Here is a 15476-nt window from a genome sequence, read left to right as displayed (position 1 = left end):
TGAGTCCAGTAGGGCGCAATTTAAATTGCGCCGAATGGTAATCTTGGTGTAATGCGCTTCGCCTATTGACACCCTACATCATGGATGGGTGAACGTTCATTCAGCGTTCTATGCTTGAGCAGGCTGTTTGATCAGAGATTAAGCAGGAATACCCAATTCTTGATGAAGTTTCCAAATCATTTTTTGTTCGTGCCGTGTGTTGTTTAGAACTTTGAATTGTTAGAGGTGCCCATAAAGTAATCATCAGGATCTTAACGGGAGGGGTTGATCATGCGTACACAGATTAAACTATTGGTTTGTTGCTTGGGTTGTGTGATTTCATCCGCTGCAGTCGCGGATGAGCGGAGGGTATCTGCTTGGCTGCACGAGGTTAAGTTCGGCGTGCTTCACCATGACACGGGGGATTTGTGGAGTGGTTTTCGTCGCGAGAGCGGTGTTGATCTGAATCTGGAAGGTATTTTTTCACCGCATATTAAATTTTTGGGTGGAACCGTTCGTCCCGCTTTGGGTGGGTCGGTAAATACCAACGGTGATACGTCCAAGCTTTACTCCGGCCTTCGCTGGCAATATGAGCACGCGAGCGGTATGTTTTTTGGTATTGGTTTGGGCGGAGCGATTCATGACGGCAAACTCCATCTTCAGCACAATGACCGCAAAGCGCTCGGATCACGAGTGCTGTTTCACATTCCGGTCGAAATCGGCTATCGCCTCACTGCCAAAAGCTCATTATCCGTGTACTTTGATCACGTTTCGAATGCCTATCTTGCGAGTTCCAATGAAGGCATGGATACCTTGGGCGGACGTTTCGGTTACCGATTTTAGTAATCTTGGTGTAATGCGCTTCGCTTATTGATACCCTACATCATGGATGAGTGAGCGTTCATTAGGCGTTATGTGCTTGAGTGGGGTGTTTTATCAAATAATTCAGTGTATCTCTGAATTTTTGAGAAATTTCTGAGAAATCTCCTTGACTCTTAATAGATGTTTTTCGAAGGAGAAGTTTATGGCTATAACACTGAATCACACGATTGTGCCTTGCTTTAATAATGTCGAATCTGCCGAATTCTATTGCAAATTATTCGGTTTTGAATATGTCGGCGAATTTTCACGTTTCATCGTGGTACGGGTAAATGATACGTTGTGTTTGGATTTTGATAGTAGGGATCAGTTTGAATCCAATCACTATGCATTCAAAGTTTCCGAGCAGGAATTTGACGAAATATTCGAACGCTTAAAATCCGAGGATATTAAATATGGCAGCGGACCCAGTGAGGCTGATAATATGAGTATCAATCACAACTATGGCGGCCGCGGGGTTTATTTCCGTGACTCGAACGGGCATTTGCTGGAACTGCTGACGGTCGACTATGTTATACCGATCCACTAACCATAATCCGCACTAACGCCATTTGGGGAATCTCCGAATAACTATCACTTCGAGCATGACGGGAATTTATACTATTGATCCTCGAAGAGTCTCGCTACGTTCGGAATGACGAAGGTGGATTAAAAGACTCCTTAGAAAACATTCGTTTCTGCGTTAGCAGTCTGTTAGATGTAGTAATCCTTCAACGGCGGAAAGCCGTTGAACTCCACCGAGCTGTATGTCGTCGTGTAGGCGCCGGTCGATAGCCAATACAGTCGATCGCCGGTTGCGAGATTCAGCGGCAATCCGTACTTATAGTTCTCGTACATGATATCTGCGCTGTCGCACGTCGGCCCGGCGATGATCGTGTTTTCGAGCTCGCCGTTCTTCTCGGTGTAGATCGGATACTTGATCGATTCGTCCAGCGTCTCGATCAACCCGGTGAACTTTCCGACATCGGTATACACCCATCGATGCAACGCTGTGCGCGATTTGCGCGCGATTAGGACGACTTCGCTCACAAGTACGCCGGCATTTGAGACCATTGAACGGCCCGGTTCGATGATGATTTCCGGCATTTCATCCATGAAATCTTCGTGCAGGAATCGCGTAATCTCTTCGGCGTAGATCGCGAGTTCGTTCGTGCGTTGCAAATAGTTGGCCGGAAATCCACCGCCCATGTTGATCATCTTCAGTTTGATGCGGTCTTCTTCCCACAAGCGATTGAAGATCACTTTCACCTTGCCGAGTGCCGCGTCCCAAGCACCGATTTCACGCTGTTGCGAGCCGACGTGGAACGATACGCCGTATGGCTCGAGACCGAGATCGCGTGCGAGGATCAATAGATCCATAGCCATATCACTCTCGCAGCCGAATTTGCGCGACAGCGGCCAGTCTGCGGTTAATGTGCCTTCTGTCAGGATACGGGCATAGATGCGCGAACCGGGTGCAGCCTTCGCAATATTGCGCAAATCCGCTTCGGAATCGGTTGCGAACATGCGCACACCCTTCTGGTAGAAGGTGCGGATGTCCTTGGTTTTCTTGATCGTATTACCGAAACTGATTCGATCGGGCGTCACGCCAAGTGCGAGCACCTTGTCAAGTTCGTATGTCGACGCGATGTCAAAGCACGCACCTTTGTCTCTGAGCAATGTCAGGACTTGCGGTGCCGGATTGGCTTTGACCGCGTAGTAGGCGCGCGCGTATGGAAAATGCCGCAGCATCTCATCGTATTGGCGATCGATCGTCGCGAGATCGACAACCAGAAACGGCGTCTCATGCGTGTCGGAGAAGGCTTTGATTCGCCCCCAAGTGGTCTTATCGAAATAATCGTAAACTGTAACCGCTGTGTCGGACATTGGCTGATGGATTCTCCAAGTAGGGTGTTCGGGGGTGACATGGGGTACAGCGCGGATGATCTTACAGGGTATCTGGCTGTTATTGCAATTGGAAATTCTGGTTATTTTAAGGATTAGGGGTATAAGAATATAAAAAACAGTGGATTGTTAGCCACTGTTTTTTATAGTATCGGAGCTTATTGGATTATTTTGCAGCTTGTTTAAAATGATTCACAGCATCTGTCGCTTCTTTCTTAGCTGCATCTAAATTTCCCTCATTACCTTCTTTAATCGCCGCATCTAAACATTTAATCCCTTCATCTACGTGCTTGGCATCGGTTTTATCGTTTTTGGCGGCTTTCGCGTGGGTTTTAGCCTCTTGTGCATGTTTGGCTAAAGCTTTTCCATCGGTTGATGTGACCGCAGCCTCAGCGTGCTGAATTGCTTCGTCTAAATGACCTTGCCCCGCAACTGCGCCAAATGAGAAAAGGGCCATGATAAGAATGCTTGCATAGATGATAATAGTTTTTTTGTTCATTTATTACTCCAGTAATGTTTAATTTAAACGATGATCGGAGCAGTGAATAATGCCTCCAATCGCCATTTATAAAGATAGGTGTAAAAGCATTACCAGTCTGTTCGGTAACGAACAATGATAATGTTTGGATAGCTCCGCATATCCTGAATGTGTTATGTACGATAACGAACAGAAAACTCAACTCTTTTATTTTAATATTTAAATTAAGTATTCAATTGTCAGGTTATGGTATTGACCGTGAAACATGAAATGTATACGGCAGATATCTTGCAAGATATTTTTTAGTATTTTTCATGAATTACATTGAACTTGCTTACTTATTGTTTATATAAAGAATTTGTTTGATTCTGTGCATGAATAACTACATCACTTTATGGAAAATCCCATGGGCCGCACCGTCGCCGAACAATTGGTTGAAATGCTCAAGGCTGCTGGTATTCGTCGCATTTATGGCGTCACTGGCGATAGCCTGAATTTCTTTAACGATGCGCTACGCCGAGATGGCAGTATTGACTGGATTCACGTCCGTCATGAAGAAGTCGGCGCCTATGCTGCGATGGCTGAAGGCGTGCTTGGCGGAATGGGTTGCTGCGCTGGCAGCTCCGGGCCGGGCCATGTTCACTTGATCAACGGACTCTATGATGCCCATCGGTGGGGGGCTCCGGTACTAGCATTAGCCTCGACTATCACCTCTGAGGATTACGGTACTGAAAGCTTTCAATCCACCGATCTGAACATGTTCGACGGATGCAGTCATTACAATGAGGTGGCGACGACACCTCCGCAATTGCCGCGAATGTTGCAGCAGGCGCTTCAGCACGCATGGAATCGTAAGGGTGTGGGGGTGTGCGCTTTTCCTGGTGATCTAATGACGTGTAACGCCGAGGAAGACGCGCTGTGTGCTGACTTGTATCGGCCACAGCCGGTTATGACCCCTTCCGATGCTGAGATTCAGCTATTGGCGGAATTGATTAATAGTTCCGAGGACATTGGCATTTATGCAGGCGTTGGCTGTGCTGATGCTCGTGCAGAGGTAATTGAATTGGCCCGCCTTCTCAAGGCTCCGATGGCTTATACGCTTAAGGCCAAGATGACGTTGGAATACGATAATCCTCACGCTGTCGGACTGACGGGTTTGCTTGGCAACAAAGCCGGTGCCCGTGCCATTACCGGTGGCAAGCTGTTGCTCATGCTCGGCAGCGATTTTCCGTGGAAGGAATTTCTCGATAGCTCGATTAAAATCGTACAGATCGACACCAAGCCAGAACGGCTTGGACGGCGAGTTGCATTGCACATGGGTCTGTGCGGCGACATCGGCCCAACGTTACGGACGTTACTACCGTTAATTACACCCAAAACTGATGACCGCTTTCTCAATGCCTGTTTGGCTGACTACGCCGAAGTGGAGGAAGATCTTCACGTGCATGCCGCAGATCCCGGCGAGGAAAACTTGATCAAACCCGAATTTGTCGCCGCTATGATTGATCGTCTAGCCGATAACGATGCCATCTTCACTACGGATACCGGCATGAGCACGGTGTGGGCTGCACGCTATCTGCACGGCAGCGGAAAGCGCACGCTGATGGGTAGTTTTTCGCACGGATCCATGGCCAATGCGATGCCGCAATCTATCGGCGCCGCGCTGCACTCACCCGAGCGTCAAGTCATCGCATTTTGTGGCGACGGAGGTATTTCGATGCTTATGGGTGATCTGATGACGATTGCCCAATATAACCTGCCGATAAAACTGATTGTTTTTAACAATCATAGTCTGGGCATGGTCGAACTGGAGATGCAGGTAGCAGGTTTGCCCGACTGGCAGACTAAGATGATCAATCCCGATTTTGCGATGGTGGCTGAGGCTTGCGGTATCCGAGGTTATTTGGTCACTGATCCAGACAAGCTGGAAAATACTCTCCAAGAAGCGTTGTTACACAATGGCCCGGCTTTAGTCGATGTGTTTACCAATCCGCATGTGCCGACTCTGCCACCCCATACATCAGTCGGGGTAATGTCCCGTTATATACAGTCACAGGCGAAGCTGGCGCTGGGAGGCCGGATGGACGAAGCCTGGGATGCGTTTAGGACCAATATCAAATATATCCGAGATCTGTGATATACCAATTAAGTAACTCTCAATGCTGCGCAGAATTCATTTGGCCGATTGCCTTTAACCCAGCAGCGGCGACGCAGAAAGTTTGGGTTGCTAAGACGAGATGTAAATCAATTCCAATCGATCCGAAAATAGGAGCCAGAAATGAGTGAGAAAATCTCAAACGAAGTGTTCCGGAAAGAAAGCTGCCCATGGGGCAAGAAAGCGGTCAAATTACTTGATGAGCATGGCGTAGATTTCAATGATCATGTCTTTAACTCTGTGAAGGAAGAGGAAGACTTCAAAACAAAGTGGGGAATTGATACCACTCCGCAAATATTTTTAAATGGTGAACGAATTGGCGGATATTCAGAGTTGGCAAACCACTATGATGTAAAAGCTGATCACGAGCCGGAAGAGACGTCATACGTTCCTGTCATCGCACTTTTTAGTGTTGCTTTGCTCATGGCAATATTCACTCAAAACATCATGTATAGTTTTATGGGGTATTCCTTGTGTCTATTGGCGTGTCTTAAGTTGATGGATCTGGATAGTTTTGTAGAAGGCTTTAAAAAATATGATTTAATCACCAAATCCTTGCCGTTTTATGGAAAAGTCTATCCCTTTGCCGAATTAATTGCCGGGCTGGGTTTTTTAGCGCCGCAGTATTTGTATATTACAGGGTGGTTATCCTTATTCGTCGGTATCACCGGCGGTGTTTCAATTTTTAAAGCAATTTATATCGATAAAACCGATTTAAACTGTGCCTGCATTGGCGGTAACTCTAAAGTACCACTTGGAGCAGTCAGTTTCTCTGAAAATGCGATGATGGCATTTATGGGTGCGTGGGTATTGACAGCTCAGATTTAGAAAAAGAGATATTAAGGAAGCTCTGGATAACTCGCATTTGTCATTCCGAATGCAGTGAGGAATCTTTGGCAATCAACAGCATAGATTTCTCGCTATGCTCGAAATGACAGTTCAGAGGTTCCTTAAAGTTAGTATAAATGTAGAAAACTAATCAATTTTTAGACAATGGTGAAGTTTGTACTAATGCAATTGGACATCTTGAACAGGATCAATTTACTTCCCCGAGTAATTGTCCTCTCAGTTATCGCTTTTGTCTCGTAGCGTTTACGATAACTGGGCTTTGTCAATTTAACAGGCCGTTGAAAAACTATCTGCGTTGCCGCTGCGGTGTTAAAAACAGACTCAAAATGCTCATTTATTAAGCATAAACTGCGCTTTTTCGCCTGTTTTTGCCTTGCATCGACTACCTCGAAAACGTTTTTCAACGGCCTGTTAAGATAAGAAACATTATTGACCGCTAGTTGGGCTTGGACTAGAAGGATTTCCTGAATTCATTCCCGGTGCGCTACTGGGGGGAATCCCAGGAGAGCTAGGAATGTTTGAGTTTACCCCTGTAGGATCGTTTGGGTTAACCATCGCAGGGTTATTTAGATTGGGTGCAGCAGGGGTGGTGTTCTGTTTTGAGCTAGATTGTGATTTTTGTGCTGAATCCGTATTTTCAGTAGTATTCGATGGCAACGAGGTCTGTGCAACTGCGGGTGTGCTCAAAACGAAAACAGCACTGACAATAAGGGGTAGTGATATTTTATTAAATGGAGTCATGATATTAATCCTTTATGCGCTATGAATGAGTTTGTATTATGTCTGACGGCGTTTTTTAGGTCGGTTCGTTTCCCCACATACAGAGAGATAAGAACGCTATAGTTCTTCGATATGAAACATGCCATCCGACAACGTGAAGCTTTGCGCATCATAAGCTTCAAGCAGTGGAATATCTTCCGGGTATGCAATTTTTGGGTAATAGAAGTTCTGATTACTTGATTCGGTCACGCTATTGTTATCTTCATGGAAAGTCATAGCAGCAGCCCTCATTATGAGTTGATGAGTTCTCATCATGCTATATATGTCCATATTCAATCGGTACGGTAGAGCACATTGGTGCTCCGGGAAAAAAAATCCCAACCGATCAGGGTTGGGATTTCAAATGGCGGCGGGAATCGAACCTTGGTCTCGTTTTGATATATCAATCATTTAGCGTTTGCCTCTGCTGTTTTTGTGTCATTCTAAAACTATTCAATAGGCTTCGAGAATTTTAAGAAATCAGTTTAAACACATTTAATTAAAGCATCAAGGCTAGTAAAATTTTGAGGTTAAATTTTTACTTTCTGGACACTCACTACCAGTGTAGCCATATTCATCTGGTTCAATCTTCACAGAGAACTCTATCAATGTTCCATTTGCGGATAACATCCGCAGTAGGGACACAATTGGAGCGCAGCGGGAACTTTGTTCCGGTATCTGCGATTGTTAGGTTTTTTCATGTACCTCATTTCTGTCAGATTTATCAGGGTATGATGTGAGTTGAGCCAAATAGGTTGGCATAAACCACTCCCGTACTAACTCCTCATACATATTGGCCAAGTTCGTAAGCCTATGCCAAATATAGTCGGAACAATAATACAGAAGTTGTTCGTAATCTTCATCCTTCACGCCTTTTTCTAGCTTAATCTTAAGCTCTGATAACTCAGCAAAGCTCCGTCCGATAGGTTCCCAAAACTCATGACCAGACCAGATATCCTGCTTCATAGAAATATCAATGAAAGTCTTTATCATGTTCACTGCTTGATCTAGAGAAGTTTTATGAGGCGCAGCTGCTCGACCTTGGATTCTCCAAATTTCTTTGAGCTGATAGCTGAATAAAGCAAACGCACCATACATTTTTGATCGCTTTCCATAAGCTCTTAACGGAACCAGGGCATCTTTTTCGTTTATTATTTCATTATCTGTCGGAATATAAATGATTTTCGAACCTTTAGAGGCATAATGGGGGTCTTCAGGGATTAGCACTTTATCAATATAGTCATTTAGACACATAAAGAAGGCCCTTTCTGTATTTGTATCAATCAAAATAAGCAAGACTGGAATCGCAATGCCTATCGATTGAATAGTCAATATATCCGACATGTCCAATTGAAACTTCGCAACAGAAATTTCTATAAGATCTTTTTTGTTTATCGATAATGTACCTTTGGCGACATTGCCTCTGCCGTAAGCTTTCCTTTTTGTATATTTAATACAATCCGATGCTTTTAATTGAACAAAAAAATTCTCACCTAAAGTTTCTGCAATTTTTTTATCTTCATCTACGAAATCAAAAAGCTCAATAACGCAATCGATGCCATAGTCAGCGCCGTAACTATGTACAACCCATTCTTGAGGCAGCTTCTCACGCAATACGCGAATAGATATGTCTTCTTTTATTTGATTTAACGATCTTTGCTTTTTATTCACAGATTTTAATGAAATAGAAAAATTAATTATATACCCTGTCTATATTTATTTTTTGCTTGGATAAAAAGCAAAAAATTGTGGTGTTAGGTCAGTTTGCAAGCTGTATTTAACACTCAAATAGAGCAGCATATGGTTTTGTGATCATAATTTTAAGCAGTTAGGTTGAATTCAGCCCCTTTATTCAACGCAACACTGAAAGAATAAATATGATTAAATTTTAACTGCAAAATTTATCTGTTTTGCCAAAACATTGGTAACATATTTGTTTAATTTCTGCCGGGGTTAATTTCTCGCCCATTGGGGCGTAAGCTGGTTAAAAACCAGCAGCTTGAAGAGCGCACTTAATACCTCGCCGTTTTGGCGGGGTGCTTTATTTTTTAATAAAAAGTGCTAATACAAATCCCTCGGATAGCTGTAGCAATATATTGGTTTCAGTGTGATTAGATATCGATATGAAATTGTTTCTGTTCGTAAGCTTCAATTAGTGTTATCAATTTATACAGTCTCTCGCCTTCTGGAGTATTGAGTTTGGCTGCCATTAATATTTCAACTTCCTTTAATGCTTCTTGGTAGTCATTTTCTGTATTGATTTGCTCAATTTTCATAATCAATTACTTGGTTGATTGCGGAATCCATTGTCCATAGATCTTGATGATCTGCCCCCAATCTTTATACCCCATTTGCTGCGCAACCCAAAGCGGATTTTCGCCTCTTGAAAGTAGTGTTGATGCGAAGGTATGGCGAGTTTGGTAAGGATTGCGGTATTCAATGCCAGCTTTTTTCAGTGCCGGAGTCCAAACATTTTTACGTATAGGCTGATCGTTTTTCCATGCTTTGCCAGTGCGGGGATCATGAAAAACGGTTTCATTGAGCTTTCCGGTGTAGGTTTGTTGATTGAGTAGAGCTTCTCTGGCTTGCGGTTGAAGTGTGACTTCCCGTTTTCCTGATTTTGTTTTGGTGTCTTTCAATTGACCACGGACACAAGCGGTTTTAACAAATATCCGGCTTTGTTCAAGATCAACATCTTGCCAGTCCATCCGGCGCAATTATTATTGCGCCGGATGATAATCTTGGTGTATGCGCTTTTCTTATTGACACCCTGCATCATTGATGAGTGGGCGTTCTTTAAGTATTATGTGTTTGAAAGGGTTGTTTAATCAAAGATTCGGCGGGTATATTCAGCCAGATACAGCGAGCCTTCCTGTGTTGGTGTTAGCCCGCAAGTATGCGTGAAATATTTTGTGTTACTTTATCCGGATGAAATGGTTTGATGATGTATCCCTTCGCTCCGGCGTTTGTTGCCCGAATAAATAATTCACGGCTGGCTAAAGCGGTAATCATGACGACCTTAGTTGAAGCATTCTGATTGTGTATGATTTTCAATGCTTCTAAACCGTTCATCACTGGCATTTCGAAATCCAGGCATGCAATATCTGGTTTGTGCTCTGACACCAGTTCGGCGGCTTGCTTGCCATCATACGCTTCGCCGACCACTTCAACCCCCATGTGCGTCAGAATTGCCGTCAGCAGTCGGCGCAGTGTCACGCTGTCATCGGCAATCACTGCCCTGGCGCGATAAGGTTTATCCTCGAAAGGATTATTTTTCCTGGAGGCAATCATTAACAGCGCGCTGCGCGTGGGCTACTTTTTGCAACACCTTAATAATTTGTTCTTGCGAAAAGGGTTTGTAGATAAAACCGGCGGTACCCGCTTCGGCTGCGATATGCTCCAGCTCGAGATTATTACTGCCAGTGATCATGACCACGGCGATGTGTGGGTATGTCACCTGAATTTTATTCAGAAGCGAAAGACCATCGGTATCAGGCAGATTGTTATCAAGACAAATGATATGCGGATTTAGCTTGGCGATGGTGGCGAGAAGTTTTACACCATTGCCAAGTTCCCCTACAACCTCATAGTCATCGTTATTGAGTAACGCGCGCAGAACGCTACGAATGGAAATGGAATCGTCCACGATGAGAATGCGGAGTCTGTTCTGTAGTTGCACCATAATGTCAGCCCTTTATATTTTTGCTACTAAGAAAATTCTTTTATTCGATCACGCTATGTCAAATGATGTGACATCAACGACATGAACAGTGCAGAAATTTATAGAGGGAGGACTGCCGATCAAACTTATTCAGCTGAGATTAACTTGGATTGATAGAATTCATAATGATTGTCTTTTATTTTAATGATGTTGCGTCAAGAAAATAAGCATTTGGTGAGGGGTATTCCGCATAGGCGCAATCAGGATTGCGCCTACCTAGCAGTTAATTAAATTATCTCCAGAATCTGCCAGAGATAATTTAACTGATGCAAGATTTCATTATTCAATTGAATCTGATCTTGTTGGTTCCTAATCCAAGTGATTGGCGTTCTTTTTGCGGCTTAAGCGTTACCCCAGAAATATGCTGCCAAAACTTCTCCGCTCTTAAAAACAGCGGCTATCGCCACAATACTTAGAAACCAATGATCGGACAAATATCAGTATGCCCCTGCATGCTCGTAATAAGCATGAGGACTATATAGTACAAGAAAAATACGAATTACCTAATGATTCTGAAAGGCATTGTGCATAATAGCTTTTCATATTCAGAGCTTATTCTTCAACCAATTTTCTCTAACACTCCGCGCTTGAGAAAAAGTTTTTTCCAGGGCTTCACCGTTATTATTTTTTAGAATTTCCTGCAAGGCATTCAATTCATTCTGATACGCATCAATCTGCTCAAGCAATGCCTCACGGTTTGCCAAACAGATATCACGCCACATTTCCGGGGAGCTGCTAGCGATGCGGGTGAAGTCGCGGAAGCCGCTGCCGGAAAAACGGAGCAGGTTTTCTGGATTGCTGGTGCTGTGATGAAGGTGATTCATCATGGTGAATGCCAGGATATGCGGTAAATGGCTGGTGGCTGCGAGCACTTGGTCGTGCTCATTGGCTGGCATCAGTGAGACTTGCGCGCCGCAGGCTTGCCATAATTCGCTGACTCGCTCGACAGCATCCATGCTGGTTTCCGGCAGCGGGGTCAGGATGATATGTTTGTTGCGGTACAAGTCGGCTTGCGCAGCTTGTGCGCCACTTTGTTCTGTACCGGCGATGGGATGGCCGGGCACGAAGTGGTGCCGGTTTTGCATCGGGAGATGGTGGCGTGCTGCGGCGATGACATCCTGCTTGGTGCTGCCGGCGTCGGTGATGATCGTGTTAGCTTGCAGGTGCGGGGCGATTCTCTCCATGACGTGGGCGGTCTGGCCTACCGGCATGGCGAGGAACACTAGGTTCGCTTGGTACAAAGCAGAAGCCATATCGACGGCGATTTCATCAATGACACCATACATTACAGCACATTGCATATTTTGCTGGCTACGTCCGACCCCAACGATATGCTTGACCAAACCGGCATTGCGTAGCGCCAGAGCAAATGATCCGCCGATCAAGCCGACACCGATGATGACCAGTTTGTTGAGCATCGCCGTATTTGTCATGCGTCTAACCAGCGTTTTGCGTCATAGGGTGCGTCCGATGACTTCTGCGATGCCTCTTAATGATCCCATCAGATCCTTGAATTCCTGTGGATTCAGCGCTTGATCGGCATCGCACCAAGCTTCGCACGGATTCGGATGCATTTCCACCAATAATCCATCCGCACCGGCTGCAATCGCTGCGCGTGCTAATGCCGGTACCATCCAAGCTTTGCCGCCGGCATGCGAAGGATCAATGATAACCGGCAGATGGGTTTCGCGTTTGAGTACCGGGACGCAAGTGACATCCATGACATTGCGGTAAGCTGTTTCGAACGTACGAATACCGCGCTCGCAAAAAATAATATTATGATTTCCGCCTGCTGCGATATATTCCGCCGCCATGAGCCATTCGGAAATGGTAGCGGATAGGCCGCGCTTCAGAATGACTGGTTTTTTGATGCGACCAACTTCTTTCAGCAGGTCAAAATTCTGCATGTTGCGCGTACCAATCTGTATGACATCGACATCATGTTCGAGAAAGGTATCGAGCATGCGCACATCCATCAGTTCAGTGACAATCGGCAGGTTATATTTATCGGCGGCCTGACGGAATATGGCCAGACCATCGACGCCTTTGCCTTGGAAAGTGTACGGACTGGTGCGGGGTTTGAAAGCGCCGCCACGCATCAGACGGCAACCAGCCGCCGCGACTTGCTGTGCAGCCAGATCCATTTGTTCTGGTGTTTCTACTGAGCAGGGGCCACCGATGACTTGTATTTGCTTGCCGCCGACCGGGATGCCGCGCACATCGATGATCGAGTCTTGTTTATGCGATTCTCGTGAAACAATTTTGTATTGTTTGACGATGTGCATAGAGTATTCAACGCCTGGCATGGAATCAAATGATTCCGGATCCAGTTTGCTTTCATCGCCAATGGCACCGATGACTGTGCGGTTGGTGCCGCGTGAAATATTGACTTCGTGACCCAAGTCTTGGATTTTTTGGACAACTGCACCGATTTGTTCCTCGGTAACATCTTTATTCATGACGATAATCACGCTAATTCTCCCATTGCATACTCAAGTGATTCCAGAAATCGTTTATTTTCGGATTCTAATCCAACTGTAACCCGAAGGTGGTGCGGCATTTCGTAAATTCCCAGAGGGCGGACAATAATACCTTGTTGCAGAAGGCTCTGATAGACTTTCGGTGTGTTGGTCGCGTCGCCTTTAACGCGAAAGCTAATGAAATTTCCATACGAAGGAATAGTTTCAATGCTTAATTTCCGGAAACCTTCAGTGAGTTGTAACATGCCCGCACGGTTTAGGGCATACGATTTTTGTACAAACTCGGCATCATGCAGCGCGGCCAGCGCACCAACCAGACCAATGCTGCTGACATTGAACGGCTGACGTACACGATTCATCAGGTTAGCCACGTCGGGATGTGTCAGTCCATATCCGACGCGTACACCGGCGAGGCCATAAATCTTGGAAAAGGTTCGTGTGATCAGCAAATTGGAAAATTGTTTCAGCCATTTGATGCTCTCCGGTTTGTTGGCTTCGGGCAAATATTCGTTATACGCTTCATCCATAACAACCAGTACATCGCGGGATACGCGTTCCATGAATCGGAGTAAATCGTTGGCGTTGGATAATGTGCCGGTAGGATTGTTGGGGCTGGCAATAAATACGATGCGTGTTTCCGGCGTAATGGCGTCCAGCATGGCGGGCAGGTCATGACCGTAATCCAGAGCGGGCACCGATATGCCATTGGCGCCAATCATTTGTACTACCAATGGATAAACCGCGAAAGCATGCTGTGAATACACCGCGGCAGCACCGGGTTTAAGGAATACGCGTGCGGCGAGATCCAGAATATCATTGGAGCCATTGCCTAATATGATTTGCTCTGGGGTCACAGCATAACGTTTGGACAATGCGGCTTTTAATTCATAGCCGCTGCCATCCGGATAGAGTGCGACATCATGCAATGCGCTAATCATGGCATCGAGTGCGAGCGGGCTGGTTCCCAGCGGATTTTCATTGGACGCCAGTTTGATGACACACGACTCATCCAACTCCATTTCCCGGGCTAGCTCAGAGATAGGTTTACCGGGTTGATAAGGCTGAATGGAGCGGATATATTCCGGAGCAAAGTCACAAAGATTCATAAAATTAAGTTTGTTAGCGATTGAGAAAAGAATGCAAAGCGTTTGATAAGTTTGATCGGATGACTATTCAGAGGCAACGGGCAGCTATGTGGCCGGATAAGATCCCAGGATTTTTAGGAAAGCCGATTTTTCACGTAATTCAGTCAATGCGGCTGCTACATTTTCATCTTGTTGGTGCCCCTCAATATCAATAAAAAAAACATACTGCCAGAGACCGGTGCGTGATGGGCGGGATTCCAGGCGGCTCATGCTCACACTGTGCTGAGCCAGCGGTTCCAGTAATTTATAGATAGCTCCGGAACGGTTATTGGTTGATAGGATTAACGAGGTCTTATCTTTTCCGGAGACATCCACGATTTGTCTCCCGATGATCAGAAAACGCGTTGTATTTCTCGGATCGTCCTCGATGTTTTCCGCGCAGATACTGAGTCCAAAGAGCTCTGCTGCTCTTTTGCTTGCCACCGCTGCTGCTTGCTTGTCAGTTGCTGCTTGCCGGGCTGCATCGGCATTGCTAGCGGAATTGATAAATGCAGAATGAGAAACGTGCGGTAAGTTGGTTTTTAACCAGTGATGGCACTGCGCCAATGATTGCGGGTGCGAGTAAATTTTGTTGATTTGTGACAATTCGGTTTGCTGTGCCATCAGAAACTGATGTACGGGCAATTGTATTTCACCGCAGATGGTTAACGGCGTATGTAACAGCAAATCCATGGTTCTGCCAATCGCGCCTTCAGTTGAATTTTCAACGGGCACCACACCATAATTTGCGCTATCCGATTCCACTTTGCGAAATACCTCGTCGATCGAATCACAGGCTACCGTTGTGATGGTGCTGCCAAAACGTTTTAATGCTGCATCTTCAGAGAAAGTGCCATTGGGACCCAGGTAAGCCACGCTCATGGGTTTTTCCAGGGCGCGGCACAGTGACATGATTTCAGTAAATAACTGTTTGATATGTGTACTGCTGATGGGGCCGGGATTTTGTTTCTGAATGCGCGCTAATATTTGCGCTTCCCGCTCAGGACGATAGACGATACCGCTTTTTTTTATCTTACCGATCTGCTGTGCAAGTCCAGCGCGTTTACTTACCAGCTGGAGTAATTCGTCGTCAATGGCGTCAATCTGATCGCGTAGTTGTTTGAGTTGTTCAGACATGGGTGGTGAAAATTTTGGCTTAATGATAATT

Annotated in this window: 17 protein-coding genes; 5 read left to right on the top strand and 12 right to left on the bottom strand. The window is 45.5% G+C overall.

Annotated features, from left to right (window positions below; all coding sequences use genetic code 11):
- Window positions 1–270 precede the first annotated feature (270 nt).
- Window positions 271–822, top strand: a complete 552-nt coding sequence (locus K2P83_RS13290) for an acyloxyacyl hydrolase (protein ID WP_292929964.1) — start codon at window positions 271–273, stop codon at window positions 820–822.
- 181 nt (window positions 823–1003) lie between these two features.
- Window positions 1004–1387 carry a VOC family protein gene (locus K2P83_RS13285; RefSeq protein WP_292929962.1) on the top strand — a complete coding sequence of 128 codons (384 nt, stop codon included), beginning with the start codon at window positions 1004–1006 and terminating at the stop codon, window positions 1385–1387.
- Window positions 1388–1551: 164 nt separating this feature from the next.
- Here K2P83_RS13285 and K2P83_RS13280 read toward each other — a convergent pair whose 3' ends face one another.
- Window positions 1552–2724, bottom strand: a complete 1173-nt coding sequence (locus K2P83_RS13280; RefSeq protein ID WP_292929959.1) for a type III PLP-dependent enzyme — start codon at window positions 2722–2724, stop codon at window positions 1552–1554.
- Between the two features lie 184 nt (window positions 2725–2908).
- Entirely contained in the window at window positions 2909–3241 is a 333-nt protein-coding gene (gene smbP / locus K2P83_RS13275) for a small metal-binding protein SmbP (protein ID WP_292929957.1), read from the bottom strand.
- A gap of 373 nt (window positions 3242–3614) precedes the next feature.
- On the opposite strand from smbP, the gene K2P83_RS13270 reads away from it, so the two are divergent.
- From K2P83_RS13270 to K2P83_RS13260, 3 genes are all read left to right on the top strand, one after another.
- Window positions 3615–5357, top strand: coding sequence for a thiamine pyrophosphate-dependent enzyme (locus tag K2P83_RS13270; protein ID WP_292929955.1), 1743 nt, complete (start codon window positions 3615–3617; stop codon window positions 5355–5357).
- Between the two features lie 141 nt (window positions 5358–5498).
- On the top strand, window positions 5499–6203 hold the full coding sequence (locus K2P83_RS13265; RefSeq protein WP_292929953.1) for a glutaredoxin: 705 nt from the start codon (window positions 5499–5501) through the stop codon (window positions 6201–6203).
- 535 nt (window positions 6204–6738) lie between these two features.
- Window positions 6739–6990, top strand: a complete 252-nt coding sequence (locus K2P83_RS13260; RefSeq protein WP_292929951.1) for a hypothetical protein — start codon at window positions 6739–6741, stop codon at window positions 6988–6990.
- Window positions 6991–7061: 71 nt separating this feature from the next.
- On the opposite strand, the gene K2P83_RS13255 is transcribed toward K2P83_RS13260, so the two are convergent.
- The 10 genes from K2P83_RS13255 to pheA all read right to left on the bottom strand — a co-directional run bounded on the left by K2P83_RS13255 (window position 7062) and on the right by pheA (window position 15445).
- A complete protein-coding gene (locus K2P83_RS13255; protein WP_292929949.1) occupies window positions 7062–7220 on the bottom strand; it encodes a hypothetical protein in 159 nt (52 codons plus the stop codon).
- 450 nt (window positions 7221–7670) lie between these two features.
- Window positions 7671–8654: a DUF4365 domain-containing protein gene (locus tag K2P83_RS13250; RefSeq protein ID WP_292929947.1), complete on the bottom strand. Its 984-nt coding sequence runs from the start codon at window positions 8652–8654 to the stop codon at window positions 7671–7673.
- Window positions 8655–9094: 440 nt separating this feature from the next.
- On the bottom strand, window positions 9095–9259 hold the full coding sequence (locus tag K2P83_RS13245) for a hypothetical protein (protein WP_292929945.1): 165 nt from the start codon (window positions 9257–9259) through the stop codon (window positions 9095–9097).
- 6 nt (window positions 9260–9265) lie between these two features.
- Entirely contained in the window at window positions 9266–9691 is a 426-nt protein-coding gene (locus K2P83_RS13240; protein ID WP_292929943.1) for a tyrosine-type recombinase/integrase, read from the bottom strand.
- Window positions 9692–9866: 175 nt separating this feature from the next.
- The gene (locus K2P83_RS13235) at window positions 9867–10274 is read right to left on the bottom strand and encodes a response regulator (RefSeq protein WP_292929941.1); all 408 of its coding nucleotides are present in this window, start codon (window positions 10272–10274) and stop codon (window positions 9867–9869) included.
- Entirely contained in the window at window positions 10252–10665 is a 414-nt protein-coding gene (locus tag K2P83_RS13230) for a response regulator (protein ID WP_292929939.1), read from the bottom strand. The genes K2P83_RS13235 and K2P83_RS13230 overlap by 23 nt, the downstream gene beginning before the upstream one ends.
- Before the next feature lie 584 nt (window positions 10666–11249).
- Window positions 11250–12137, bottom strand: coding sequence for a prephenate dehydrogenase/arogenate dehydrogenase family protein (locus K2P83_RS13225; RefSeq protein WP_292929937.1), 888 nt, complete (start codon window positions 12135–12137; stop codon window positions 11250–11252).
- 21 nt (window positions 12138–12158) lie between these two features.
- Window positions 12159–13175 carry a 3-deoxy-7-phosphoheptulonate synthase gene (gene aroF, locus K2P83_RS13220; protein ID WP_292929935.1) on the bottom strand — a complete coding sequence of 339 codons (1017 nt, stop codon included), beginning with the start codon at window positions 13173–13175 and terminating at the stop codon, window positions 12159–12161.
- Window positions 13172–14290, bottom strand: coding sequence for a histidinol-phosphate transaminase (gene hisC / locus K2P83_RS13215; RefSeq protein ID WP_292929933.1), 1119 nt, complete (start codon window positions 14288–14290; stop codon window positions 13172–13174). Before hisC ends, aroF begins: the two co-directional genes overlap by 4 nt.
- Window positions 14291–14374: 84 nt before the next feature.
- On the bottom strand, window positions 14375–15445 hold the full coding sequence (pheA, locus tag K2P83_RS13210) for a prephenate dehydratase (RefSeq protein ID WP_292929931.1): 1071 nt from the start codon (window positions 15443–15445) through the stop codon (window positions 14375–14377).
- Between the last annotated feature and the right edge of the window lie 31 nt (window positions 15446–15476).

The organism is Nitrosomonas sp. (assembly GCF_019752415.1).
In the GTDB taxonomy this organism is placed as follows: Bacteria; Pseudomonadota; Gammaproteobacteria; order Burkholderiales; family Nitrosomonadaceae; genus Nitrosomonas.
This window is presented reverse-complemented; position numbering and strand designations above follow the sequence as displayed.